The following is a 26,278-nucleotide window of genomic DNA, read 5'->3' as shown; positions in this document are numbered from 1 at the left end:
TTATAAACAAAAAAATCATGAGTGCAGGAGCATCTTCCCCAAATGTTGTGGATAAGCTTGTGGTAAATGCTGTATAGCTTGAGATCTTATCTTATATCGACTCATGAATACACTGTATAAAAATGAAAACACAAAAATAATATCACTATAAAATCAAAAGCTTAGACAAACAAAAAAGGATCATGCTGGATCTTCTTACAGTTTATATAAAAATAATCATATTGTGAGCAAAACCCACAGCTCAAAAAACAACCAACACCTAGTTATCCACAAAAAGTAACAAAAAATGTTCTGTATTAGCGCGTAAAATACCATTCACCTTGAGTAACAGTGACAATAAATAGCAAAATTATAACAGATAACAGTTATCCAGAATTCCTGTGGATAAGCCTGTGTAACAGACTGTTTATAGTTAGATAAAAACGCTATATGATGTCGTAATGAAAAAAGCAAATTAGTCTTTAACGATTAATCTATTACAATCAATGCTTTACACTATTTATTGATCGAGTAGTCAATATTTATATTTCTATCTATCATTGGTGATATTTTGAACAGCCATATTGATCCTCCTAGCTCAGTCGCCTTGTTATTAGATCGCGCCGAACAATTAGCTGGCTGGTCATTGAGAGAGCTGGCCGATAGCCTATCGATTGCCACACCTAACGATCTACGAAGGGATAAAGGGTGGATTGGTCAATTACTGGAATTAGCTTTAGGGGCGAGCGCTGGATCTAAGCCTGAGCAAGATTTTCCTGAGTTAGGGGTAGAGCTTAAAACGATCCCTATCAATCACCAAGCTAAGCCATTAGAGACCACCTTTGTTAGTGTGGCGCCGTTAATCGGCATTAGTGGCTTACGCTGGCAGGACTCAAATGTGCGAAATAAGTTATCTTGCGTACTTTGGATCCCTATTATTGGCGATCGCGCTTCGCCGCCTGGGGATCGTATAATAGGCCAGCCATTATTATGGCGCCCCAGTGCAGAGCAAGAACAACTATTACGCCAAGACTGGGAAGAGATCATGGAGTTGATAAGCTTAGGCCAAGTGCAAAGTATTAGTGCTCGCCATGGCCAAGTGCTGCAACTGCGCCCTAAGGCTGCCAACAGTAAAGCACTGACTGAGGCCATAGGCGAACAGGGTCAGCCCATTATGACGCTACCTCGCGGTTTTTATTTAAAGATCCCCTTCACCGCCGCCCTGCTCGCCAAACATTTTATGCTGTAAATAAAGCAAAAGCGGTCGAATGAATTCGACCCTACGCAAAGCCGGAGCCCCCCTTTGGTCATTGCGAGGATTGCTCATTGCGAGGAGTGCAACGACGCGGCAATCCATTTAACAGACAGTAATAAGCTTGAAGCTAGAAGCCGGAAGTAAAACCAAAAATAAAAATGCCTCAGTGTTTTTGTTTAGTTTACCGCTTCCAGCTCTGAGCTTCCGGCTTTCTATACGCTTTACGCTGAGCGCCTTACGAGAAAAACCAAATCGCAGTTTTCTTTAACGTAAAGCGCTCAACGTTAGGCGTAGCGCTTTCTTTCGAAATGGATTGCCGCGCTGAATTTCGCAGCTAACGCAGCGGCTACAAAACAGCTGACCGCTTACGGCTGCTCACTAACAGCTGCGCTGGGAGTTTGTTCTTTTAATCGCCAGATAAGCATGGCGACGAATAAGATCCAAGGTGTTGCAAAAAGGTTTAAGCCAAGCCAACCCAGCATCGCCAAGCCCTGTCCGGCAAATAAGCTGCCTAATGCGGCTGCGCTAAAAACAAAGCATTCATTAATGCCCTGTACCTTGGCTTTTTCTGCAGGTAAATAGCTAAACGTCAGCAAATGCGTGGCGCCAATAAACGTAAAGTTCCAACCCACACCCAGTAATAATAAGCCCCACCAATAATACCAAAAACCCTGCCCAGCCAAATTCACCGCCACACTGAGCAATAAAGCCCCACAACCCCATAAAATAACGCGGCGGGTAGTAAAGCGTCGGATCAAGTTACCAGTAAAAAAGGATGGCACAAACATGCCCAGCACATGCCACTGAATGACATAGGCGGTATCATTAAAGCCATGTTGTGCTTGGTTCATTGCCAGTGGCGTGGCGGTCATGATCAACACCATAATGCCATAGCCAATCATGCCAGACGCAATGGCCGCCACCAGTAATGGTTGGCGAAATAGCACGCGATAAGGCCGAACGCCAGTGTCTATATGCTCCACACTTGGTTTAAGCAGCGGTAAGCTCACAATTAATAATAGTGCTAATACATAGAGACCAAACAAACCATAAAATGCCCCAGCGTAGGGGCTAGCATCATGCCAATTTTGCGATAATATCGCCAAGTTAGGGCCAATAATGGCGGCTAAAACGCCCCCGGCCATCACCATACTAATGGCGCGCGCATGCTGGGCCGACGCACAGGCCTCTAATGCCGCAAAGCGGTATTGCTGGCCAACACCAATGGCGATACCAATTAAAAAAGTGCCTAGGGCAAACCAGGTTAAACTGGCTGCTACCAAGCCCTGTAACGCCACCCAAGTGCCTAACAACCCGATTAAGTTACCTAGAATAAAGCCGATTTTTCGTCCCAGTTTTTGCATTAGATGGGCTGCTGGCAAGGTGGCCGTGATTAAGCCTAAAAACTGACAGGCGATGGGTAAGGTGATCAGTGCCGGATGCACGGCTAGCTCTTGCCCGACTAGCGCTGAAATAGACACCAGTAAAATATTACCCGACATCAATAGCGCCTGCGCTATTGATAAGCCCCACACCGTAATAGGCATTTATATTCCCTCAAGTAACAGCACCAAGCACCAAGCACCAAGCACCAAGCACCAAGCACCAAGCACCAAGCACCAAGGCTAAATAATAGACATCAAAACCAGCTCCTGACCAGTATCAGGAGGAGAAAATAGCTGTTTACTCTTGGCTGGGCGCCGGGCGCTTGGCGCTTCACTTTTAGCAAACAAAAAGGCCCGCAAATGCGGGCCTTTTGACACAACCGGTCGGCAGTATTACTTGCCGCGAGGAACCAAACGCTCTTTAATACGCGCTGATTTACCTGAACGCTCACGCAAGTAGTACAGTTTAGCGCGACGTACAGCGCCACGGCGCTTCAGTTCTACGCTGCCGATCAACGGGCTGTGAGTCTGGAATGTACGCTCAACGCCTTCACCGCTTGATACTTTACGTACGGTGAAAGAAGAGTGCAGGCCACGGTTACGCTTAGCAATTACCACGCCTTCGTATGCCTGTAGACGCTCTTTGCCACCTTCGGCAACGCGTACTTGAACACGTACGGTATCACCTGGGTTAAACTCAGGATGGTCGGTACGTAACTGTTCGTCTTCAATTTGCTTAATGATGTTGCTCATAATATTTCCTTACCTAGGGTAAACTGAAAACTCTACTGTTCAGACGCGCGGTAATCGCGAATGAATTGGGCAAGAAGCTGTTCTTGCTCGTCAGTCAGAGCTAGGTTGTTTAAAAGCTCCGGTCTTCTTAACCAAGTGCGGCCTAACGACTGCTGCATTCTCCAACGGTCCACATCGGCGTGGTGGCCACTTAACAACACACGAGGAACGGCCATTCCCGCTAGCTGCTCAGGGCGCGTGTAGTGAGGATGATCTAACAAGCCTTCTGTAAAAGAGTCTTGCTCGGCACTCGCCATGTCACCCAGAACGCCGGGCACCAAACGGGCCACCGCATCCACCAGCACCATGGCCGGCAACTCACCACCACTAAGCACATAATCACCCACTGACCATTCTTCATCAACGTCAGCTTGAATAATGCGCTCATCCACACCTTCATACCGGCCTGCAACCAAAATTAATTTCTTATTGGTTACCAGCTCAGTCACGCCTTGCTGATCCAACTTACGGCCCTGAGGAGAAAGGTAAATTACCTTGGCTCCCTCGCCGGCTGCCGCTCGCGCTGCCGCAATAGCGTCACGCAATGGTTGAACCATCATTAGCATCCCAGGTCCGCCCCCGTAGGGTCTGTCATCAACAGTGCGGTGTTTATCCTGGGCGAAATCCCGTGGATTCCAGCATTCAAATGTCAGCAGACCTTCTTTAACGGCCCGCCCGGTCACTCCATAGTCAGATACTGCCCGGAACATCTCCGGGAAGAGGCTAACAACCCCTATCCACATGAACTTCTCCGTGCAATGTGACTTGAGTTAAAAATCCGGATCCCAATCAATTTCAATGATGCGGTCTGTAATATTAACAGACTGTATTACTTGGTCTTCCACGAAAGGAATTAACCGTTCGTGCTTACCAAATGCATCGTTAGCATTCGCTTTAATTACTAATACGTCGTTAGAACCGGTTTCCATCAGCTGAGACACCAAGCCAAAGTCATAGCCTTTGGTGTTCTTCACCCGACAGCCGATTAAATCGCGCCAGTAAAACTCGTCATTGGGTAGCGCAACAAACGAGGCTGCATCTACGGCAATGTCGAAGCCGGTAAGCAGTTGGGCTTCTTCGCGCTGCTCTACATGACTCAGCTTACAAATAAGACCTTTGTTATGACGTTTCCATCCAGATACCTGAACTTCTCGCCAGCCGCTTCCGTCTTTCATCAGCCAAGGCTGATAATCGAAAATGCCTTCTGGTCGGTCGGTAAAGGAGTTGACCTTCAACCAACCTTTAATGCCGTAAACGGCGCCCAGTTGGCCTACAACTACAGGTTCGCTCACTTTAATTCCCTACCTTAAAACTTAAGCTGCCGCTTTAGTGGCATCTTTTACCAATTTGGCTACACGCTCAGAAACGCTAGCACCTTGGCCAACCCAATGGTTGATACGCTCTAGGTCCAAACGCAGTTTTTCTGCTTGGCCAGTTGCGATAGGGTTGAAGAAACCTACTTTCTCGATGAAACGACCATCGCGAGCATAACGGCTATCTGCAACAACTACTTGGTAAAACGGACGCTTTTTTGCGCCACCACGTTGTAAACGAATGGTTACCATATCGTCCTCTATATACTGAAACAAACGAGGTTCGCAGACAGTGCGAACCCGAGCTTAAAATAAGCTGCGCAAGTGTACTCTAATATGGCGACAATGCAACCAAATTGACATCCGCACAACCGCAAGTTTTGGCCTAATACGCCAAATATTTCATTGATGGCTGCTTGCAGCCATTATCTGGCAGGGCAAGCTGAATCTATTTAGAAAGGGCCGCGTCCGCCTCCCCCCATGCCGCCCATACCACCTGGGCCCATCATGCCTTTCATTTGGCCCATCATTTTACGCATGCCGCCTTTGCCGGACATTTTCTTCATCATTTTTTGCATCTGGGTAAATTGCTTCAACAATTTATTCACCTCTTGCACTTCGGTGCCAGAGCCCATGGCAATACGGCGTTTGCGCGAACCTTTAATTAAATCAGGAAAGCGACGTTCTTTGGGGGTCATAGAGCTAATAATGGCTTCCATGCGCACCGTCATATTATCGTTAACCTGATCTTTTACCGAGTCAGGTAATTTCCCCATGCCCGGTAACTTATCCATTAGGCTAGACATACCACCCATGTCGCGCATTTGTATTAGCTGATCGCGAAAGTCTTCTAAGTCGAAGCCTTTGCCTTTTTTCAGCTTTTTCGCCATGTTGGCGGCTTTATCCTTATCAACCGAGCGCTCCATTTGGTCAATAAGAGACAGCATGTCACCCATGCCTAAAATACGAGAAGCAATACGCTCAGGATGGAAGGGCTCTAGGGCTTCTATTTTTTCGCCCATACCAATAAACTTAATCGGCTTACCGGTAATGTGGCGCACAGACAGGGCGGCACCACCACGAGCGTCACCGTCGGCCTTGGTCAGAATTACACCGGTTAACGGTAGCGCTTCGCTGAAGGCTTTGGCGGTATTAGCCGCATCTTGCCCGGTCATAGCATCCACCACAAACAGCGTTTCTATAGGGGTGATGGCGTCATGCAGCTGCTGAATTTCCCCCATCATGTCTTCATCAACGTGCAAACGGCCGGCGGTATCCACCAACAAGACGTCAAAGAATTGTTTGCGCCCGTAATCCAACGCATTGCGCCCAATATCAACTGGCTTTTGTTCTATATTACTGGGGAAGCATTCCACGCCTAGATCTGAGGCCAGAGTTTCTAGCTGCTTAATAGCGGCAGGTCGATACACATCGGCACTCACCACTAATACTTTTTTCTTTTGTTCTTCTTTTAAATACTTAGCCAGCTTACCCACAGAGGTGGTTTTACCCGCCCCTTGTAAGCCCGCCATTAAAATAACGGCCGGCGGTGCTACCGATAAGTTAAGCCCTTCATTGGCCTCCCCCATCACGGCAACCAGCTCAGCATTCACTATTTTAATAAAAGCCTGTCCTGGGCTCAGTGATTTAGAGACCTCAGTCCCCACCGCACGCTCTTTTACTCGGTTCACAAATTCCCGAACCACTGGCAGTGCCACGTCGGCTTCTAATAAAGCCATGCGCACTTCACGCAAGGTTTCTTTGATATTGTCTTCAGTCAAACGACCACGACCACTGATGTTTTTCAGGGTATGCGATAGTCTTTCGGTAAGATTTTCAAACATGATGTAGCCCGCATTTGGCGAAAATTACTACTAGTATACCCAAATAATCCACCGAACTTAAGTGAGCTTGGGTAGCGATATGCTTTGTGTTAAGGGTATACTGACAACTCTTCTCATTTAACCGATTAATGGCTTAAATTCATTATGAAATTGCTTGCTGTTTTGGCGATGGCATTTTATTTATTAGCGGCCTTCGCCTGTATACATAACATGCTCAACCCTAAGGGCAATCGGCGCCGCTATAGCCTGCTGGCCGCAACATGCGCCATTTTATTGCACGGCCTTTGGCTGTTCGATTCTGTGGTGCTAGTGCCTGGGCAAAATTTAAGCATTCTACATGTCGCCTCGCTGGTCAGTCTGATTATTAGTATTATGATGACGTTACTGGTGACGCGCTTTAAAGTTTGGCTGCTAATGCCGCTGGTTTATGGCTTTGCGGGCATTTTGCTGGCCGCCGATGTGCTATTACCCAGTTATTACAGCATGTATCTAGAAACTCGCCCCGAGGTATTAGTCCATATTGGCTTAGGCTTAATGTCTTACTCGCTACTGGCCATTGCCTCACTGTTAGCTATTTTACTCGGCTTTTTAAATAATCGATTAAAAAATCATAAGCTGACTAACCTCCCCGCCATGCCGCCACTAATGACCATAGAACGTTATCTATTTCGGCTGATTTTTGTGGGGGTGGTGTTATTAACGCTGTCTATTTCTACCGGCCTGTTCTTCTTGCAAGATATGTTTAGCCCTACCAAAGCACATAAAGCCGTGCTGACCATACTTGCTTGGTGTGTCTATGTTGGCTTATTGTGGGGACATCACCGCTTAGGCTGGCGTGGTCGTAAAGTGATCTGGACCAGTGTGGCGGGCAGTTTGCTATTAACATTGGCCTATTTTGGTAGTCGCTTTGTACGAGAAGTGCTATTAGGGTAAATTATGTGGTGATACAGCTATAATGTTAGCCCTTATTTTAAATTGGTATATAAGACAGGACGGTCTGCTTGGACGAGATATCCACGGGTACCCTTAGCGGTATCCTGATAGTACTACTTTTTATTTCTGCTTTTTTCTCCAGCTCAGAAACGGGCATGATGTCGTTAAATCGCTACCGGTTGCGGCATTTAGCGCAAAATAAACATAAGTCAGCGTTAAGAGTAGAAACTTTATTATCTCGCCCAGACCGGCTTATTGGCCTGATCTTAATCGGTAATAATCTCGTCAATATCTTGGCATCTGCTATTGCCACCTTAATTGCAATGCGTTTATTTGGCGATTATGGGGTGGCCATTGCCACTGTGGCACTGACCGTAGTGGTGCTTATTTTTGCCGAAGTCACGCCTAAAACACTCGCGGCTTTATATCCTGAACGAGTCGCCTTTCCGGCTTCTGTGATACTTAAGCCACTCATGGTTCTCTTATACCCTGCGGTCTGGATGATTAATGCGATTTCTAATGGCCTACTATTGTTATTTCGTATTAACCCTCATAGCCAAGAAGATAATGCGATTAGCTCTGAAGAATTACGCACCATAGTCAACGAAGCGGGGGCGCTGATCCCGAGTCGTCACCAAGATATGCTGGTGTCTATTTTAGATTTAGAAAAGGTCACAGTAGACGATATTATGGTGCCGCGTAATGAAATTTACGGCATAGATGTCACACAAGATTGGAAGAGTATTAGCCGCCGGTTAATGCAAAGCCCGCACACTAAAGTGTTGTTATATCGGGATAATATTGACGATGCTCTGGGCTTTATCCATGCCCGTGATGCGCTACGCTTATTTGCAAAAGATGAATTTAGTAAATCGAACTTAATGCGTGCCCTACGTGAGCTTTACTATATTCCCGAGGCCACACCGCTCAATGTGCAACTGGTTAAGTTTCAGCGTAACAAAGAGCGCATTGGCATTATTGTAGATGAATACGGGGACATTCAGGGGTTAGTGACCTTGGATGATATTCTGGAAGAAATTGTCGGTGACTTTACCACCACCATTAGCCCTACCTTGAGTGAAGAGATAACACCGCAAGATGACGGTTCTTACCTTATAGAGGGCTCGGTGAGTATTCGTGATATCAACAAAGAGCTTAATTGGCAGTTACCTAACGATGGCCCCCGCTCGCTGAACGGCTTAATTATCGAGTATTTAGAAGATATTCCTAAAGCTAATATCTGCCTACGCCTAGCCGGTTATCCTATTGAAATTCTTGATGTAGAAAATAATATGATCAAGCTAGTACGCATACTCCCCCACTATTACAAATAGAAAGCTGGAAGCTGGAAGAAAGAGACTAAATCAGTATGTTTGGGTTTTCACTTCTAGCTTCCAGCTGACCGCTATTTTTTCGGGGGGTCTAGCTCGCTAAAAATCACCATTAGTTCGTCTCGGTTACCAATAAGATCCGCCAAGGTATAGCCGTCCATCACGGCTAAAAAAGCATCCATGGCTTTCTTTAACGCATCCTTTAATCGGCAGACTTTCACCAAGTAACAAGCGGGACTGCCACAATCTATACCTTGAATATTATTCTCTAAAGTGCGGATCACAGTACCAATGTTAATGTCAGCAGGCTTACGCGCTAAGCAAATACCGCCGTTTTTACCGCGAATAGCACGAATATAACCCTCACGCGCCAGCTGATTCACTATTTTAACCAAATGGTTACGCGATATCTCATACACATTAGCAACGTGCGCCACGCTGGTTAGCTCTCCCTCGGGCAGGGTTGCCAAGTACATCAAGGTTCTTAGACCAAAATCGGTATAGGTGGTCAGCTTCATGTCGACATATCCTGAATAAGAAAAACGTGAGGTATAAATAGCTTCATATATGCATATAGCCACGCATGCAGCCACAGGCACGGCTTATTGGCACAATAAGCCGTGTAGAATAACACTTAATACTTATATATATAGAAATTTACCAGAGAATTCTTAACTCGCCCATTGATTTAAAGAGCAGCCTCGCTTTTACACTAAAAAAGTAGCTGATTATTTAACTGCTTAACCTTACTCGCCGGCATTTTACTGGCTAAAGCTGCACTCAGCTTTTCCGCCTCTTGATGCTGTGCTTTATCGGCCAGCACCATCTTTTTTAACCACAAATAAGCTTGAGGATAATCAAGAGGGCTGCCACTGCCAGCTAATAACCAGCGCGCCCAGGCAAACTGCGCTTTTTCTAACCCGAGACTGGCAGCTTCTTGCATTAAAGGTGCAGCCCGTTGGCGGTTTTTTTGTACCAAGGTGCCATTATAATAATAACGCCCTAATTGCTCCAATGCCGCTGGTAGCCCTTGCTCAGCGGCTTTCCAGAGCATGGTTAATCCGCGGCGAGGTTGTTGAGGAACACAAACTCCCCACGCCAGCATATCTCCCCATAAAAACTGATAAGCAGGTAAACGCAAGACTTCAGCTCGAGCTTCAATATCTTGTACTAATTGGCAGTTATCAATATCACGCACTTGCTTTAAATGGTGGTTGGCATTAATCCACTCAATCAGCTGGTACTCTTCATATAAGGGAATGGCACGTAGCTCACCCTCTTCAACTTCACTTTGCGCTAACTGAAGCGCATTGGTTAGCTCGTCATTTTCTCGATCAGGTTTGCTATTAGGCTGAGTGCTCTGCGGTGAGTTTGCCTGCGCTTTTTGTGAGCCTGTGTTTTGCGAATCGCTAGCAACATTGGCATCACTCACAGCTGTGTCAGCCAGCTCTGAACGCTCAGCGGCCATCACCGATAGGCTCAAGCACAAGTATAGTAATCCACATAAACGTGTCATTGACCGTCCTCCTGCATACCTTATCGGCACTGTGTGTTAAAGCATAAGTGTGCCACTTAGCTAATGGCAGCTTATTGCTGAGAGATTGCTAACTTAGCCTGTTGCCAGTAACGATCCAGCTCTTCTTCACTGCACTCACGGCTGTCTTTACCTGCTGCCTGCAAGGCTTTTTCAACCATTCTAAATCGGCGTTCAAACTTATCATTGGCACCGCGCAACACAGCTTCGGGATCTTTTTTAAGGTGGCGCACTAGGTTAACGCAGGCAAATAATAGATCACCGAGTTCATCGGCAATGCGTTCCTGATTGGGCAGACTAGGCGTAAGTTCAGCCTTCACTTCTTCTAGCTCTTCGTGAATTTTATCAATAACAGGCGCTAATTCGCGCCAATCAAAGCCCACCGCCGAGCAGCGTTTTTGGATTTTATTCGCTCGGGTTAACGCGGGTAAATTGCGAGGAATATCATCTAACACGCTAGTCGCATTCGCATCTAATGCTTGACGCTCTTCGGCCTTCGTCTGCTCCCAATTGGCTTTTACCTGCGCTTCACTAGAGAAAACCTGATCAGCAAATACATGAGGATGGCGGCGCACCAGCTTGTCATTTATTGCTTGTATTACATCATTAAAGTCAAACTGCGACTGCTCTTTCCCCAGTTGGGCATAAAATACAATTTGAAATAATAAATCTCCCAGCTCACCTGGCAGTTCGGTAATGGCTCCTCGCTCAATAGTATCCGCCACTTCATAGGCTTCTTCTAACGTATGAGGCACTATGCTGGCCAAGGTTTGTTTTTTATCCCACGGACAGCCGTTAACCGGATCGCGCAACGCCGCCATAATAGCCAGTAAATCATCGAGTGAATAATTTTGCTGTTTCATAGATAGTTCCTATGTAAAAGAAGCCGTACGTCATACGCGGTACGCCACACGTTAAAGACGAACCACGTTTTGTTTTAACTTATCGCGTAAAGCGTACCGCCGTCTTTATAGTCTTTTCGCTTCTATTACATCGGGCAACTGGCTAATTTTAGCCAGCGCGCGACTCAGCGTATCTATATTGTAGATTTTTAGCTCCATATCCATGGTCGCCGTTTGCTGTTTACGATTCGCTCGGCTACTAAATTCGGTAACATTAATTTTTTCATTGGCCAAAATAGTGGTGATATCACGCAATAAGCCAGAGCGATCATTGGCTAACACCCGCAAGGTCAGCTGATAACCACCGCTGTTATTTTCCCCCCATACTGCTTCTACCACACGCTCTGGATGCTGACTTTGTAGCTCTTTTAGCTGCTCACAGTCGCTGCGATGAATAGAAATGCCGCGACCTTGGGTAATAAAACCGATAATTTCATCACCTGGAATGGGCTGGCAACAGCGGGCAATATTGGTCAGCAAGTTGCCAACCCCTTGTACCACTACATGATCTTTATTCTTTTGCACCGGCGCTTTTTTGGCGGCTTTTAACTCCAACTGCCGCAAGGCTTCAGCGTCTTCTTCGGCACTGGTGGGCTTTTTATATTGCGCTTGTAAAAAATTCAGCAACTGGTTGATCCTAAGATCACCCCCGCCTATGCCGGCCAGTAAATCATCAAGGTGCGCCACATTAAAGCGCTCGAGTACGGTTTTATTTAAGGAAGAAAACGCTAAGCCTAATCGCTCTAGCTCTTTTTCTAATGCCTCGCGCCCAGCCACAATATTTTTGTCTCTGTCTTGTTTTTTAAACCAAGTACTGACTTTGGCGCGGGCACGGCTGGTGCGTAAAAAGCCTTGATTTGGGTTCATCCAATCGCGACTAGGATTAGGCTGCTTTTGGGTAATAATCTCCACTTGATCGCCGGTTTGTAACTGATAAGTAAAAGGCACAATGCGACCGTCTATTTTAGCCCCAATACAGCGATGTCCAATTTGACTATGAATGTAATAGGCAAAATCAAGGGGAGTAGCTCCTAGCGGCATATCCACCACTTCGCCTTTGGGCGTAAATACATACACTCTGTCTTCAAATACTTGGCTGCGCAGCTCATCAACCAAAGAGCCACTTTCGGCCATGTCTTCTTGCCATGCCAGCAGCTTTCTCAGCCAAGCTATTTTATCTTCAAAGCCACTTTGCTTGGTACCGCCACTGCTGCCTTCTTTATATTTCCAGTGCGCTGCCACCCCCAGCTCTGCGTCTTGATGCATATGCTCGGTGCGAATTTGTATTTCTACCGTTTTCCCTTCGGGGCCTATTACTACCGTATGAATAGACTGATAACCATTAGGTTTAGGGTTAGCAACATAATCGTCAAACTCACGAGGAATATGGCGCCACAAAGAGTGAACCACCCCTAATGCGCCATAGCAGTCTTGTAAATGTGACGTCACTACCCGTACCGCTCGCACATCAAACAGCTCATCAAAATCCAGATTTTTCTTCTGCATTTTGCGCCAGATACTGTAAATATGCTTAGGTCGCCCATAAACCTCAGCCTGCACTCCGGCCTCAGCAAAGGCGGATTTTAATCCGTCAACAAATTGATCGATGTAGGCTTCTCGCGCTAGGCGTTTTTCATGCAGTAACTTGGCAATTAACTTGTAGGTATCTGGGTGTAAATAACGAAAGGAAAGATCTTCAAGCTCCCACTTTAGCTGACCAATACCCAGTCGATTGGCGAGAGGCGCATAAATATTGGAAATTTCTTTTGCCACCAAAACCCGAGTTTCTTCGTCAGCATGCTTAAGCTCACGTAAGCAGCTAATACGCTCCGCAAGCTTAATTACCACGGCTCGTACGTCTTCTACCATGGCCATTAGCATGCGTCGTACACGATCAACTTGCACTTCTGAGTTGTTATTGGTGTACACATCTTGTAGCGAACGAATCGCTTCCATATCAGTCACGCCTTGTAATAACTGACTGATGGTACTATCAAAATCAGCGGTTACTTGCGCTAAGTCGAGATAGCCTTGTTCAAGAAACGGATACAATAACGCCGCTTTAATGGTGTCCAAGTCCATACTCAGGGTAAGCAGTATGCCTACCATCTCTACGCCTTGCGCATGAAGATCGTGCGCGGGTAGCAACAAAGGGTTGTCAGCCGGCGCCTTAAGCTCAGAGCAATACTCATAAAGCGCTTTCAGTTGTTGTTGCTCATCGGCCGTAAAGGGCAGGCTATTGGCCCACTCTTCTAGGCTAAAGTTAACTGCTAGATGAGTATTGCGTACTGCAACCATAACTATCCCTTAACTGAGTTCAAATAAGGCCATTGCTTCACAATGTGCGGTATGAGGGAACATATCAATTAAACTTAACCGCGTTAATTGATAACCTGCCGCCAATAATACGTGACTATCTTGCGCCAGTGTTATTGGATTACAAGAGACATACAATAACCGCTTAGGTTCCATTTGACATAAATACGGCATTACTTTTTCAGCGCCAGCACGGCCTGGATCTAATAAAACATAATCAAACCCTTGTTGTGCCCAGACTTCTTGAGTGAAGTCAGCAGCCAAATCGGCACGATAAAAACGGGCTTGAGCCAAATTATTCTCTTCAGCATTGCCTCTGGCCTGCTCCACCATTTCCATCACCCCTTCAACACCTATAACAGGGTGGCCTGCACTTGCCAATGGCAAAGAAAAATTACCAACGCCACAAAACAGATCCAAAATAGGCATCTCAGGCGCAGCTGCCAGCCAAGTTTGTGCTTGGCTAACCATTTGTGCATTCAATTCAGCGTTAATTTGAATAAAGTCGCCAGGCGTAAAAAACAACTTAATATTATCGATTTGATAATAAAGTGAAAAGGGAAGGTGCAGCGGACGACGTCCATTATCATCTTGTAAAAATAAAGCCATTTCTTGCTGCTGGGCAAACCTGAGCAATAGTTCAATATCGCTAGCTGGCAAGGTGTTGGTATGGCGCAGCAAAACCGCGACCCCTTCTGCCGCATCGTAAAGCTCGAGGTGCCCTAACTGCTTAAGTGCGGTCAGTTGATTTAATAGCTTGCGCAGTGGTGCAATCAAGGCGGACAACGCAGGGCGCAAAACACCGCAGTGTTCAATTTCTACCAGCTGATGGGATTGGCCACGCCTAAAGCCTAATGCCACGCCCTTTTTTTGCCGCCGAATCGCCAGTCTGGCCACACGCCGGTATGCCTGAGTCTCTATAGGCTCTAGCCATTCAAACTCAGGTAACTTATCTATGCCTTGGCGCGCAAACAAACGTCGCACGGCGTTTGCTTTAAAGGTGCGCTGCTCATCACTTGCCATATGCTGCAAGGTACAGCCACCGCATTCGTGGGTGTAGCGACAAAACGGGGTTAGCCGTGTGTCAGCAGGCTTAAGTACTTTCACTAAGTCTGCACTTTGATATTTATTGTTTTGTACAGCCAAGCGCACCCGAACGTGCTCCCCCTGCAGTGCCCCTGCTATTAACAAAGGGCGCCCTTGGTAACGCGCCACCCCCATTCCCTGCCTATTAGTATCAAGCACTGTCACGTCTAACAGTGCTTGCTTTTGCGGTTTGGGTTTACTTTCCTTAAAGAACTGAACCATAAACGTGGAGCCCTTGAGGCGGCTATGTCATCATTAGCGCCTGTTGATTTGATGTACACATTGTCCCACATTAGCAAACTATGACCAAATACGGCCTAAGAGCAAGAATATTCGCCTATACCATTATTCCCACCCTGCTAATTGGCATTGCGTTAGCCGGTTACTTTTCTGTGAGCCGCTATCAACAACTCGAAGATGCGTTAACTCAGCAAGGCGTTAATGTGATTGAGCCTATGGCATTAGCCAGTGAACTGGCATTAACCAGTCGTAATCGTGAGTCACTCAATCGTCTACTTAGTAATATTCACCGTAACAATAGCCCACTAATTAAATCTATCGCCTTGTTTGATAAGCAAGGGCGCTTATTAGTTACCTCTAACTATCATCGCGATTTTAATCTATTACGCTTACCCAAAGATATGCCCATTCCTCAGTCGACACTCGTAGAAAATGGGGAAAATGGCATTATCTTACGCACTCCCGTGCTCACCGATAATATTCAAACCGACTCCTCTTGGGAGGAGGTATCCGCCGTTCCCATAGGCTATATCGCCATGCAGCTGACCAATGACTCAACCATGTTGATTCATTATAAAGATAGCTTTTTTGCCGGCCTCATTGTGTTGCTGGCGGTAGGGCTAAGCGCATTATTTGGTGGCCGATTAATTAGAGGTGTGTCACAACCTGTTAATGATATGGTCAACGCTGTTTATAAGATCCGAGAAGGCCGACTAGATACCCGAGTAAAAGGGGAGTTTAGTGGCGAAATGGAAATGCTCAAACATGGCATTAATGCCATGGCCAAATCTTTGTCTGAATATCATGAGGAAATGCAGCAAAATATCGACCAAGCTACCTCTGATCTACGCGAAACCTTAGAGCAGATCGAAATTCAAAATATTGAACTGGACATGGCAAAAAAGCGGGCTCAAGAAGCCGCCCGAGTAAAAACAGAATTTTTAGCCAATATGTCTCATGAACTACGTACTCCGCTAAATGGGGTGATCGGCTTTGCTCGACAATTACAAAAAACCAGCATGACGGCCAATCAACTTGATTATCTAAAAACAATTGAGAAGTCGGCGCAAAACTTACTCTGTATCATTAATGATATTCTCGATTTTTCTAAGTTAGAAGCTGGCAAGTTAACGCTTGAACAAATTCCTTTTTCATTGCGTGATAGCTTACAAGAAGTGATGACATTGCTCGCGCCCAGTGCTCACGAAAAGGGATTGGAGTTATCACTACGTATTGATGCCGCAGTAGAAGATGCGTTAATGGGAGATTCGTTACGACTGCAACAAATTGTAACCAACTTGGTAGGGAATGCCGTTAAGTTTACCGAACAGGGAAATATTGATGTGCGGGTTGACGCACGCCCAGCTAGCCAACCCAATAAAGCGGCTTTACGTATTCATGTGCAAGATACCGGTATTGGGATTTCTGATAACCAGCGCCGCCAATTGTTTCAAGCATTTAATCAGGCCGACTCCAGCATTTCGCGTCGTTATGGCGGCACTGGACTTGGCCTAGTTATTACCCAAAAGCTGGTACACCAAATGGCAGGAAGCATAGCGCTACATTCAGAACTAGGGACGGGCTCTGTGTTTAGTTTTACCCTAGAGCTAGACCGGGCTGCACTCCCCCTATCCGAACCGCTCCCCTTAACCGAACTTAGTCGTAAAACCGTACTCTATATTGAACAAGACAAATTCAGCCGGCTGGCCACCACTGCTTTGTTACAAGAATGGGGCGTACAAATATTGCATAAGCATCATCCTAATATGGCCATAGACTGTGCCTTGCTCGGTTTTCTCCCCACCACTTTACCTAGCCAAATAGAGCAAGCCATTAGCCAGCAAAAAGCAAAAGGGCATAGTGTAGTCGCACTGTTGAGCTCCACTGACCCAGCACTCAGCGAGGCAACACTTGAAGCTGGGGCCGAGCTGTGCCTGAGTAAACCCGTGCATTATCAAAAGTTGGCACAAGCCCTGCTGGGTCAGGTTGTCATTGAGCCTAAAAAACAGCTTCCGGCAATCTTGGCCCCCACCGCACCCAAACAGACATTGCGCGTGCTGGCTGTCGATGATAACCCCGCTAACCTTAAACTGATCAGCGCCATGCTGAACGAACAGGTTAGCCAAGTGGACACTTGCTCTAATGGCCAAGAAGCACTAAATCTGGCCAACACTCATCATTACAATATTATTTTTATGGATATACAAATGCCGTTACTCGACGGCATTCAGGCTACCCAAGAAATTCGCACTGGCCAAGGCCCGAATACCAACACCCCTATAGTAGCAGTGACCGCTCATGCAATAGAGGGAGAGCGCGATCGGCTTATGCTTCAGGGCATGGATGATTACTTAACCAAGCCAATTGATGAATCTATGTTGGCGAATATAATTAAGCAGTTTGCCTGTTATACACAGCCAAAAGGACAAATAGACTGGTCTTTAGCTATCAAACAGGCAGGAAATAAAGAGGAGCTAGCAAAAGAAATGCTTGAGCTACTATTAAGTAGCTTTGATGAATTTACTCCCTTTTTAAATGCCGCTTTGTCGGGGCACTTAGACGAGCAACAGCTGTATCCGCCTTTACATAAGTTGCATGGCGGCAGTGCCTATTGCGGCGTGGTTCAATTGCAAGCATTAATTGCTGAGTTAGAAAAGGCGCTGTTGGCCAAACAGCCCCTAGACGCTCTGGAGCCTGAGCTATTGGAGTTAGAAGAGCGTATCGAACAAGTACGAATTGAAGCAAAAACTTATTTGTCGTGAACAGGCAGCGGTACCTGATACGCCAGCCGCTTTACATTAAAGAAAAGCTGCGGTTGTGTTTTTTTCGTCAGCGCTCAGCGTATAGAAAGCCGGAAGCTCAGAGCTGGAAGCGGTAAGCTAAACAAAAACACTGAGGCATTTTTATTTTTGGTTTTACTTCCGGCTTCTAGCTTATTACTGTTTGTTAAATGGATTGCCGCGTCGTTGCACTCCTCGCAATGACCAAAGGGTGGCTCTGGCTTTTCGTAGGACGAATTTACTCGCATAAAATGATGGTACGGCTTAAAAGCTCAATGAAAAGCCTTGACGTTCAACATAATATCTATAAAAAAACAATAGATTACCGCGCGATGCTTGCCACAAATGAAGTCATGTAATAAGAATGCAAAAAATTTTTATTAGCGCGAATGACTAATAATTTAACATTAATTTAGAAGAGGTATTGCTAGGAGATATTTCGAGGAGTTAGCACTGGGATATTGACTTACTTAAAGTGGTAGCGGTGGGCGGACTTGAACCGCCACGCCCGAAGGCAACGGATTTTGAATCCGTCGTGTATACCAATTTCACCACACCGCCACATTTTATTTTACTTGCTCCACCTTGGTGAGCGAGATGAATTATACGTATTCAAACGCTCGCCGCAAGCAAATTATACTATTTTTTAACTGACTGCATATAAATTGTGCAGCCAAACATTATATTATCAATCACCACACAAACATCACCCTATGCTCGCACTTTTGCTAGAATGTAGCCACACTAAATTGACCCTTCTCTTTCATGTTAACGGATGGCGGTAGTAACGAATGTCTTCTTATTCTGAGTATATAGGCTTATCTCGGGCAGGATTAATGCGCCGACTCGCGGCTTGGCTCTATGATGTATTAGTGGTTGTCTCACTGATAATGGTCACCGGCTTTATCTATTTTGGGATAACGGTACTGGCACTGAAACTGGGGTGGATTAACTTGGGCGACCATGAAGATACTGCGGCGTTACTGAGCAATAGCCCTTGGTATCAGTTATGTCTGATCTTGGTTGCCTTGTTTTTCTATTGCTGGTTTTGGCGCACCAGTGGCCAAACTATCGGTATGCGCGCATGGCGCTTGCGCGTACAAAATACCGACGGCAGCCGATTGCGATTAGCACAGTGTATCATTCGTGCTGCTAGCGCTCTTTTGGGCTTAGGCAATCTTTGGATCCTCGTTAACCCGCGTATTAAGTTAGCCCTACAAGATAAAGTCGCCGACTGCGAAGTCATTATCATGAGTAAAGAACTAAATAAGAAGTTACTAGATAAAACACAGCCCAGCTGATGACTTATAACTCCCCCGCTGCCGGGTTTAGCTGGGCGCTGGTTGCCTGGCGCTGTATTTAAGCTTTTCTATTCAACAAATACAGCGCAATACCTATAAACAATAAACTTGGCCCCAAAGCCCCTATCACAGGTGGCACGCTATACACCAAACTAATGGGGCCAAATACTTCATTGGCTACATAAAAGCCAAAGCCGAATAAAATGCCCATCAGCAAGCGCGCTCCCATGGTGACACTGCGCAAAGCACCAAACACAAAAGAAGAAGCAAGTAACATCATAGCCACCACCATGATGGGCTGCAGGGCTTTACGCCAAAACTCCAAGGCGTATAGATCCCCATCTTGACCATTGTCTTCAAGGTACCCTCGATACTCCCACAAGCCACGCATAGATAACTCATTCGGCTCAACAGCCACAACACCCAGCTTTTCAGGCGTGAGGCTAGTTTGCCACTCACGGGCTTGGTGATGCACGGTTTCAATCATTTTTCCCTGAGTAAACACTGTATCGGTGACATTGGTTAACTGCCATTGTTCGCCAGCATACTCGGCTTTTTGTGCTTGCGTAATGCGTGTTAATCGCGTGCTGTCATCAAAATAATACAGCGTAATACCGGTTAGAATACCGTCTCTGCGTGACTGATTAATATTAATGTAGGCATTACTGTCTTTGGCCCAAACGCCGTACGTAGAAAGCACCACTTGCCCATCGGATCGCGCTTGTGTTCGCAAGTCATCTGACGCGAGTTTAGCCACAGGCGCCACGTACTCTCCCACCAGCATAATGGCAAACATCAACGGCAAGGTGGTTTTAAGCGCGCTAATAACAATATTAAAACGCGAGCGCCCGGCCGACTGCATGACCACTAACTCACTGTTACTGGCAAGCTGCCCTAAGCCAATCAAGCCCCCCAACAGCGCAGCAATAGGAAAGAAGAGCACAATTTCTTGAGGCATAGAGAGCAACACATAATGAAAAGCACTGAGCAGCGTGTAGGTGCCCTCGCCCACACTGCGCAGCTGTTCCACATAGCGAATAATGGCCGATAAGCCCACTAAGGTTAGCTCACATAACAGCATGGCCATGAGCACAGTACGGCCTATGTATCGATCAAATATAGTTAACATTAAGCCGCCTTATTACGTTTAAATTTTTCTCGGGTACGACTCCACCACGCCGTTTCTCGTAAATTAAGTGGTAAGCCCACGAACAACAAGAAGGCCAGCGGCACTGTATATAACCCCGGGTAGATAGGCAGACTGCCCGCTTCAACCGCTGAGCGTGCTGCACTTTGTAATAAGAAATAGGCTAAATAAAGCAAAATGCCCGGCAATAACTTGGCATAGCGGCCTTGACGAGGACGAAGAACCGCCAAGGGCACCACTAAAAATACCAGTACCAACATGGATAAGGGTAACGAGACTCGCCACTGTAATTCAGCAATATCCTCTATATTAGTTGACTGACTTAACTGCTTGCTACTCGCCGAGGACTCTTTGCGCTCAACTTCATCAATTTCACTGGCTTGAATAAACGCGCTATATTCCTCAAACTCAGCAATATCAAAGGCTCGATTCCCCGGTACTCCTGAATAGCGTCGCCCGTTATCTAGGGTCAACCACTGACCACCATCACGTTCATGAAAGCGCCCACTATCAGCAACCACTATGCTAGGTGCTTGTTCGTTTTGCGCTCTCTGCACCACAAATAATCGACTTAGGCTGCTATTATCAGCTTCACTTTTAGCGTCGAGATTTTCAATGTAGGCAACTACTCGGCCGCCGTCTAAGCTCATAAAACGTGCTTGGCGTAGCAAGGAAAACCCAGGATCAGCCTTCACTTCCTCTCTTATCTGATACACTTGTGCTTTAGACCAAGGGTTGAGCCATAGAGAGTTAAATAATGCAGCACCTGTCCAAAACAATGCTAGTACTAAAGTCACCGTCATTATTTTGCCAGGCCCTATGCCCACGGCACGCATCACCGTCATTTCACTGTCGGCATACAAGCGACCATGGGCAAATAAGATGCCCAAAAATAAACTAATGGGTAACATTAAGGTCGCCATATCAGGCATATTAAGCAGCAAAAGTTTGCCCACTAACCCCACAGGTATAGTGCCATTAGCTGCGCCACCAAGAACCTCAATAAAGTTCTGGCTTATAAAAATAAGTAGCAGCACAAATAATACTGCTAACTGTGTTTTGAGGGTTTCCCAAAACAAATAACGAAATGCAATCACCGCTAATCCCAGTGTAAACTTGTCTTTTCAATGGAAACGCTTAAGAATAAGCGTAAATCACGATTTTCGCACATTAGCTCTGCGAAAGTCTGCCCGTTTTTGCGACGATCATCATTATGGTTGATCTAACGCTCATTGTCTTCAAGCCGTAGGAGAATCCATGGAGTTCAGTGTAAAAAGTGGTAGCCCCGAGAAACAGCGTAGTGCGTGCATCGTAGTTGGTGTATTCGACCCTCGCCGTCTATCTCCTGTGGCCGAGCAGCTAGATAAAATCAGCGACGGTTACTTGAGCGCACTACTGCGCCGTGGAGATTTAGAAGGCAAAGTTGGCCAAACTCTGCTTTTACATCATGTGCCTGGTGTACTCAGCGAGCGTGTATTACTGGTAGGTTGCGGTAAAGAACGCGAGTTAGACGAGCGTCAGTATAAACAAATTCTTCGTAACACCATGAGCACCCTGAATGATACGGGCTCAATGGAAGCGGTCTGTTTTTTAACTGAGCTACACGTTAAAGGGCGCGATACCTACTGGAAAGTACGCCAAGCGGTAGAAACCACCAAAGCCAGTCTGTATAGCTTTGATCAGTTTAAAACCAACAAAGCAGAGCCTCGCCGCCCGCTGCGCAAAATGGTCTTTAATGTGCCGACCCGACGCGAACTACCGATTGGTGAGCGCGCAGCCGCTCATGGCTTAAGTGTCGCTAAAGGCGTAAAAGTGTGTCGTGATGTGGCCAATATGCCGCCTAACGTGTGTAACCCCGCTTATCTGGCTTCTCAAGCGCGTCAGCTGGCAGATGCGTGGGACAATATCACCACTCGGATCATTGGCGAGCAAGAAATGGCCGATTTGGGCATGAATGCCTATTTAGCCGTGGCGCGTGGTTCACATAATGAAGCCATGATGTCGGTCATTGAATATAAAGGTAACCCAGACGCCGATGCCCGCCCCATTGCCTTAGTTGGCAAAGGCCTCACCTTTGATGCTGGCGGCATCTCATTAAAGCCGGCCGCTGGCATGGACGAAATGAAATATGATATGGGGGGTGCTGCGGCAGTATTAGGTACAATGCAGGCCCTAGCTGAGCTACAGTTGCCCATTAACGTGGTGGCCATTTTAGCGGGTTGCGAAAATATGCCCGATGGCAACGCCTACCGCCCCGGTGATATTCTGACCAGCATGTCAGGCCAAACCATTGAAGTATTAAATACCGATGCTGAAGGGCGTTTGGTATTATGTGACGCCTTAACCTTTGTCGAGCGCTTTGATCCAGAAGTGGTAGTAGATGTGGCCACGCTAACTGGTGCCTGTATTATTGCATTAGGCCATCAAACTTCCGCGTTATTGGGCAACCATAATCCGCTGGCACACGAGTTACTCAATGCCTCCGAGCAAGCCGGAGACCGTGCGTGGCGCCTGCCAATGAATGAAGAATATCAAGATCAATTAGACAGCCCGTTTGCCGATATGACCAACGTTGGCGGCCGCGCGGCAGGTTCCATTACAGCGGCCTGCTTTTTAAGTCGCTTTACCAAGAAGTATCATTGGGCACACTTAGATGTGGCTGGTACGGCTTGGGATAGTGGCAAAAATAAAGGCGCGACCGGACGCCCCGTCCCTCTGTTGACCCAGTTTTTACTAAACCGGGCCGGCGTTAACAACATCGAAGAGTAAAGATGAGCCAAGGCTGTTTTTATTTATTGCCAGAGGCGAGCAGCCCCGAAGCGCTAATATTATCTGTGTGTCAGCTGACCACCGATTATTATCGCCAGGGGCTGGGGGTGTTTATTTATGCCCAAGACCAAGCACAGGCCGAAATGCTCGATGAAGCATTTTGGCAGCAGCCTGCCGACGGCTTTATTGCCCATAACTTACAAGGCGAAGGGCCGCTCCAAGGCGCACAGGTGATCATTGGCTGGCAAACGCCACAAAGTGGTCGAGCCGTACTGATCAACCTGGCGCCTTTAGCACCCGACTTTGCACGCCGATTCAAACAGTTGGTTGATTTTGTACCCGCAGATGATGCGGGTAAACAAGCCGCGCGCGAACGCTTTAAAGCTTATCGTCAGGCCGGTTTTACACTGACTACCGCCCCTGTACCTTCCCAAACTCAAGACGAATAACATCATGGAAAAAACATTTAACCCCACCGCTGTCGAACAGGCCATGTACCAGCAATGGGAAAATAAGGGCTACTTTAAGCCTCATGGCGATACCAGCAAGCCCGCCTACAGCATAATGATACCGCCGCCGAATGTGACCGGCAGTTTACATATGGGCCATGCCTTTCAAGACACCATAATGGATACCCTGATCCGTTATCAGCGCATGCAAGGTAAAAATACCTTATGGCAAGTGGGTACTGACCACGCAGGTATTGCTACGCAAATGGTGGTTGAGCGCAAGATCGCCGCAGAAGAAGACAAAACGCGTCATGATTACGGCCGTGATGCTTTTATCGATAAAATTTGGGATTGGAAAAAAGAATCCGGCGGCACCATTACTCAGCAGCTGCGCCGCCTGGGTACTTCTGTGGATTGGGAGCGTGAGCGCTTTACCATGGATGACGGCTTATCGAGCGCGGTTAAAGAAGTGTTCGTTAAGTTATATGAAGATGACTTAATTTATCGCGGCAAACGCTTGGTAAACTGGGATCCTAAGCTCAACACTGCCATCTCAGATTTAGAAGTAGAAAACCGCGAATTAAAAGGCCACATGTGGCACTTTCGCTATCCGCTGGCCGATGGCGCAACCACTCTTGATGGCAAAAACTATCTAGTAGTGGCCACCACTCGCCCCGAAACCATGCTGGGCGATACCGCAGTGGCGGTTAACCCTGAAGATCCGCGCTATCAGAGCCTGATTGGAAAATTCATCGAGCTGCCGTTAGTGGGCCGTCGCATCCCTATTGTGGGCGACGAACATGCCGATATGGAAAAAGGCACGGGTTGCGTAAAAATCACCCCAGCACACGATTTTAACGATGCTGAAGTAGGTAAGCGCCACCAGTTACCCCAAATCAATATTTTGACTTTAAATGCCTATATTCGCGAACAGGCAGAAGTCTTTACCAGTAAAGGCGAAGTAAGCACAGCCTATTCTGATGCGTTACCTGCTGAGTTTCAGGGCTTAGAGCGTTATGCGGCACGTAAAGCCATTGTCAGTGCATTAGACGCACTCGGCTTGTTAGATAGCGTCAAAGATCATGATTTAACCGTCCCTTATGGTGACCGTGGTGGCGTGCCCATTGAGCCCATGCTTACCGATCAGTGGTATGTACGCGCTGCCCCTCTGGCCGAAGTAGCCACTAAAGCGGTGGAAGACGGTGATATTGAATTTGTACCTAAGCAGTACGAAAACATGTACTTCTCTTGGATGCGCGATGTACAAGACTGGTGTATCTCACGTCAATTATGGTGGGGACATCGTATTCCGGCTTGGTACGATAGCGAAGGCAAGGTCTATGTCGGTCGCGATGAAGCCGAAGTACGGGCAACTCATAACTTGAGTGCAGATATCGCCCTGCATCAAGACGAAGACGTACTCGATACTTGGTTTAGCTCGGCACTGTGGACCTTCTCAACTCAGGGCTGGCCAGAAAAAACGCCAGATTTAGCCACCTTCCACCCCAGTAGCGTGTTAGTGACCGGCTTTGACATTATTTTCTTCTGGGTAGCGCGCATGATCATGATGACCATGCACTTTATAAAAGATGAAAACGGTAAGCCACAAGTTCCCTTTAAGACCGTCTATGTGACTGGGCTTATTCGTGACGAAAATGGCGACAAAATGTCGAAATCTAAGGGTAACGTGCTCGATCCGCTCGATATGATTGACGGTATCGATCTTGAATCTTTGGTGACCAAACGTACCGGCAATATGATGCAGCCGAAACTGGCCGCCAAAATCGAAAAAGATACCCGCAAGACCTTTGCCGATGGCATTGAAGCTCACGGTACCGATGCACTGCGCTTTACCTTAGCGGCCATGGCCTCGACTGGCCGTGATATTAACTGGGATATGCGCCGTTTAGATGGCTATCGTAACTTCTGCAATAAGCTGTGGAATGCATCGCGTTATGTGCTGATGAGCACCGAAGATCAAGACTGCGGGCTGAACAACAGTGACGAGCTAAAATATTCATTAGCCGATCGTTGGATTCAGGCGCAACTGCAAGTGACCATTAAAGAAGTACGCCAGGCACTGGATGACTATCGCTTTGATCGTGCGGCTAATGCACTGTATGAATTCATTTGGCATCAATTTTGTGACTGGTACCTAGAGCTGACCAAGCCGGTATTGTGGCACGGCAGCGAGTCTGAGCAGCGTGCTACCCGCAAGACCTTAATTGAGGTGTTAGAAACCTTATTGCGTTTAGCACACCCCATTATGCCCTACATTACCGAAGAGATTTGGCAACGCGTGGCTCCTCTGGCTAACCGCGCGGGCGAAAGCATTATGCTGGCTCCTTATCCACAAGCAGATGCGGCACTGGAAGATGCTGATGCTATGGCGGATCTTGAGTGGGTGAAGCGCTTTATTGTGTCGATTCGTAACCTGCGTGCCGAAATGGACTTAGCGCCAAGCAAGGCTCTGTCGGTGTTACTGCGCCCAGCTGGTGACGACGCTCGCCGCGCTATCGATAATGAAGCTTTCTTGAAGGCCATGGCCAAGCTCGATGCCATTACTCACTTAGACACAGAGGAAGAGGCGCCGACCTCTACTAAGCAGTTAATTGGTGACACCGAGCTATTGTTACCTATGGCTGGCTTAATTGATAAAGCAGCCGAACTGGCACGCTTACAAAAAGAGTTGGATAAAACCCAAGGTGAAATTAAGCGCATTGAAGGCAAGCTTAATAACGCCGGTTTTGTTGCCAAAGCACCGGCGGCCGTGGTCGCTAAAGAGCAAGAAAAGTTAGATGACTATCGAGCAGCTCTAACTAAGCTTGAAGCGCAAAAAGTGCAAATAGCCGATCTTTAAGACTGTGCTTTTCGCATAGGCAAGGCTGCACGCCACAGTAAACAAAAACCGACCTCCAAGGG

21 protein-coding genes and 1 tRNA gene are annotated in these 26,278 nt (G+C 46.9%); 8 read left to right on the top strand and 14 right to left on the bottom strand.

Going from position 1 to position 26,278, the window contains the following annotated elements; genetic code table 11:
- Window positions 1–550 precede the first annotated feature (550 nt).
- Window positions 551–1,228: a DNA mismatch repair endonuclease MutH gene (gene mutH, locus J3U76_RS06770; protein ID WP_208005165.1), complete on the top strand. Its 678-nt coding sequence runs from the start codon at window positions 551–553 to the stop codon at window positions 1,226–1,228.
- Between the two features lie 371 nt (window positions 1,229–1,599).
- Here mutH and J3U76_RS06765 read toward each other — a convergent pair whose 3' ends face one another.
- The 6 genes from J3U76_RS06765 to ffh form a co-directional block, all read right to left on the bottom strand.
- Complete coding sequence (locus J3U76_RS06765; RefSeq protein ID WP_208005164.1) at window positions 1,600–2,781, bottom strand: MFS transporter; 1,182 nt, start codon at window positions 2,779–2,781, stop codon at window positions 1,600–1,602.
- A 231-nt stretch (window positions 2,782–3,012) separates the two neighbouring features.
- Entirely contained in the window at window positions 3,013–3,372 is a 360-nt protein-coding gene (rplS, locus tag J3U76_RS06760) for a 50S ribosomal protein L19 (protein ID WP_208005163.1), read from the bottom strand.
- Between the two features lie 32 nt (window positions 3,373–3,404).
- Complete coding sequence (gene trmD / locus J3U76_RS06755) at window positions 3,405–4,154, bottom strand: tRNA (guanosine(37)-N1)-methyltransferase TrmD (RefSeq protein WP_208005162.1); 750 nt, start codon at window positions 4,152–4,154, stop codon at window positions 3,405–3,407.
- A 27-nt stretch (window positions 4,155–4,181) separates the two neighbouring features.
- Window positions 4,182–4,703, bottom strand: a complete 522-nt coding sequence (rimM, locus tag J3U76_RS06750) for a ribosome maturation factor RimM (protein WP_208005161.1) — start codon at window positions 4,701–4,703, stop codon at window positions 4,182–4,184.
- Between the two features lie 21 nt (window positions 4,704–4,724).
- The gene (gene rpsP, locus J3U76_RS06745; protein WP_208005160.1) at window positions 4,725–4,976 is read right to left on the bottom strand and encodes a 30S ribosomal protein S16; all 252 of its coding nucleotides are present in this window, start codon (window positions 4,974–4,976) and stop codon (window positions 4,725–4,727) included.
- A gap of 200 nt (window positions 4,977–5,176) precedes the next feature.
- Window positions 5,177–6,568, bottom strand: coding sequence for a signal recognition particle protein (gene ffh, locus J3U76_RS06740; protein WP_208005159.1), 1,392 nt, complete (start codon window positions 6,566–6,568; stop codon window positions 5,177–5,179).
- A 144-nt stretch (window positions 6,569–6,712) separates the two neighbouring features.
- On the opposite strand from ffh, the gene J3U76_RS06735 reads away from it, so the two are divergent.
- Together J3U76_RS06735 and J3U76_RS06730 are read left to right on the top strand one after the other, a co-directional pair.
- Complete coding sequence (locus J3U76_RS06735) at window positions 6,713–7,501, top strand: cytochrome C assembly family protein (RefSeq protein ID WP_208005158.1); 789 nt, start codon at window positions 6,713–6,715, stop codon at window positions 7,499–7,501.
- A 68-nt stretch (window positions 7,502–7,569) separates the two neighbouring features.
- Window positions 7,570–8,835, top strand: a complete 1,266-nt coding sequence (locus J3U76_RS06730) for an HlyC/CorC family transporter (RefSeq protein ID WP_208005157.1) — start codon at window positions 7,570–7,572, stop codon at window positions 8,833–8,835.
- Between the two features lie 71 nt (window positions 8,836–8,906).
- Here J3U76_RS06730 and J3U76_RS06725 read toward each other — a convergent pair whose 3' ends face one another.
- From J3U76_RS06725 to rlmD, 5 genes are all read right to left on the bottom strand, one after another.
- On the bottom strand, window positions 8,907–9,350 hold the full coding sequence (locus tag J3U76_RS06725; RefSeq protein ID WP_208005156.1) for an Rrf2 family transcriptional regulator: 444 nt from the start codon (window positions 9,348–9,350) through the stop codon (window positions 8,907–8,909).
- Between the two features lie 194 nt (window positions 9,351–9,544).
- Window positions 9,545–10,348 carry a tetratricopeptide repeat protein gene (locus tag J3U76_RS06720; protein WP_341534316.1) on the bottom strand — a complete coding sequence of 268 codons (804 nt, stop codon included), beginning with the start codon at window positions 10,346–10,348 and terminating at the stop codon, window positions 9,545–9,547.
- 71 nt (window positions 10,349–10,419) lie between these two features.
- Window positions 10,420–11,229, bottom strand: coding sequence for a nucleoside triphosphate pyrophosphohydrolase (gene mazG, locus J3U76_RS06715; RefSeq protein ID WP_208005155.1), 810 nt, complete (start codon window positions 11,227–11,229; stop codon window positions 10,420–10,422).
- 105 nt (window positions 11,230–11,334) lie between these two features.
- Window positions 11,335–13,566, bottom strand: a complete 2,232-nt coding sequence (gene relA / locus J3U76_RS06710) for a GTP diphosphokinase (RefSeq protein ID WP_208005154.1) — start codon at window positions 13,564–13,566, stop codon at window positions 11,335–11,337.
- Window positions 13,567–13,575: 9 nt separating this feature from the next.
- The gene (gene rlmD / locus J3U76_RS06705; RefSeq protein ID WP_208005153.1) at window positions 13,576–14,892 is read right to left on the bottom strand and encodes a 23S rRNA (uracil(1939)-C(5))-methyltransferase RlmD; all 1,317 of its coding nucleotides are present in this window, start codon (window positions 14,890–14,892) and stop codon (window positions 13,576–13,578) included.
- A gap of 80 nt (window positions 14,893–14,972) precedes the next feature.
- Here rlmD and barA point away from each other — a divergent pair, with 80 nt between their 5' ends.
- Window positions 14,973–17,672 carry a two-component sensor histidine kinase BarA gene (gene barA, locus J3U76_RS06700; protein WP_208005152.1) on the top strand — a complete coding sequence of 900 codons (2,700 nt, stop codon included), beginning with the start codon at window positions 14,973–14,975 and terminating at the stop codon, window positions 17,670–17,672.
- A 494-nt stretch (window positions 17,673–18,166) separates the two neighbouring features.
- Here barA and J3U76_RS06695 read toward each other — a convergent pair.
- A tRNA-Leu gene (locus J3U76_RS06695) sits at window positions 18,167–18,251 on the bottom strand.
- A gap of 230 nt (window positions 18,252–18,481) precedes the next feature.
- Here J3U76_RS06695 and J3U76_RS06690 point away from each other — a divergent pair.
- Window positions 18,482–18,991, top strand: coding sequence for an RDD family protein (locus tag J3U76_RS06690; protein ID WP_208005151.1), 510 nt, complete (start codon window positions 18,482–18,484; stop codon window positions 18,989–18,991).
- 58 nt (window positions 18,992–19,049) lie between these two features.
- Here J3U76_RS06690 and lptG read toward each other — a convergent pair whose 3' ends face one another.
- On the bottom strand, window positions 19,050–20,120 hold the full coding sequence (gene lptG / locus J3U76_RS06685; protein ID WP_208005150.1) for an LPS export ABC transporter permease LptG: 1,071 nt from the start codon (window positions 20,118–20,120) through the stop codon (window positions 19,050–19,052).
- Window positions 20,120–21,235 carry an LPS export ABC transporter permease LptF gene (gene lptF / locus J3U76_RS06680; protein WP_208005149.1) on the bottom strand — a complete coding sequence of 372 codons (1,116 nt, stop codon included), beginning with the start codon at window positions 21,233–21,235 and terminating at the stop codon, window positions 20,120–20,122. The genes lptG and lptF overlap by 1 nt, the downstream gene beginning before the upstream one ends.
- 160 nt (window positions 21,236–21,395) lie before the next feature.
- On the opposite strand from lptF, the gene pepA reads away from it, so the two are divergent.
- Genes pepA through J3U76_RS06665 form a run of 3 tightly spaced genes read left to right on the top strand, consistent with a single transcriptional unit; the run spans window position 21,396 to window position 26,216 of the window.
- Window positions 21,396–22,907, top strand: coding sequence for a leucyl aminopeptidase (gene pepA / locus J3U76_RS06675; RefSeq protein ID WP_208005148.1), 1,512 nt, complete (start codon window positions 21,396–21,398; stop codon window positions 22,905–22,907).
- Between the two features lie 2 nt (window positions 22,908–22,909).
- Window positions 22,910–23,356 carry a DNA polymerase III subunit chi gene (locus J3U76_RS06670; RefSeq protein WP_208005147.1) on the top strand — a complete coding sequence of 149 codons (447 nt, stop codon included), beginning with the start codon at window positions 22,910–22,912 and terminating at the stop codon, window positions 23,354–23,356.
- 4 nt (window positions 23,357–23,360) lie between these two features.
- Window positions 23,361–26,216, top strand: coding sequence for a valine--tRNA ligase (locus J3U76_RS06665; protein WP_208005146.1), 2,856 nt, complete (start codon window positions 23,361–23,363; stop codon window positions 26,214–26,216).
- Window positions 26,217–26,278 lie beyond the last annotated feature (62 nt).

This window comes from Oceanisphaera pacifica (assembly GCF_017498065.1).
GTDB lineage: Bacteria > Pseudomonadota > Gammaproteobacteria > Enterobacterales > Aeromonadaceae > Oceanimonas > Oceanimonas pacifica.
Note: the sequence above shows the minus strand (reverse complement) of the source record. Positions and strands in the feature narration are given on the sequence as shown.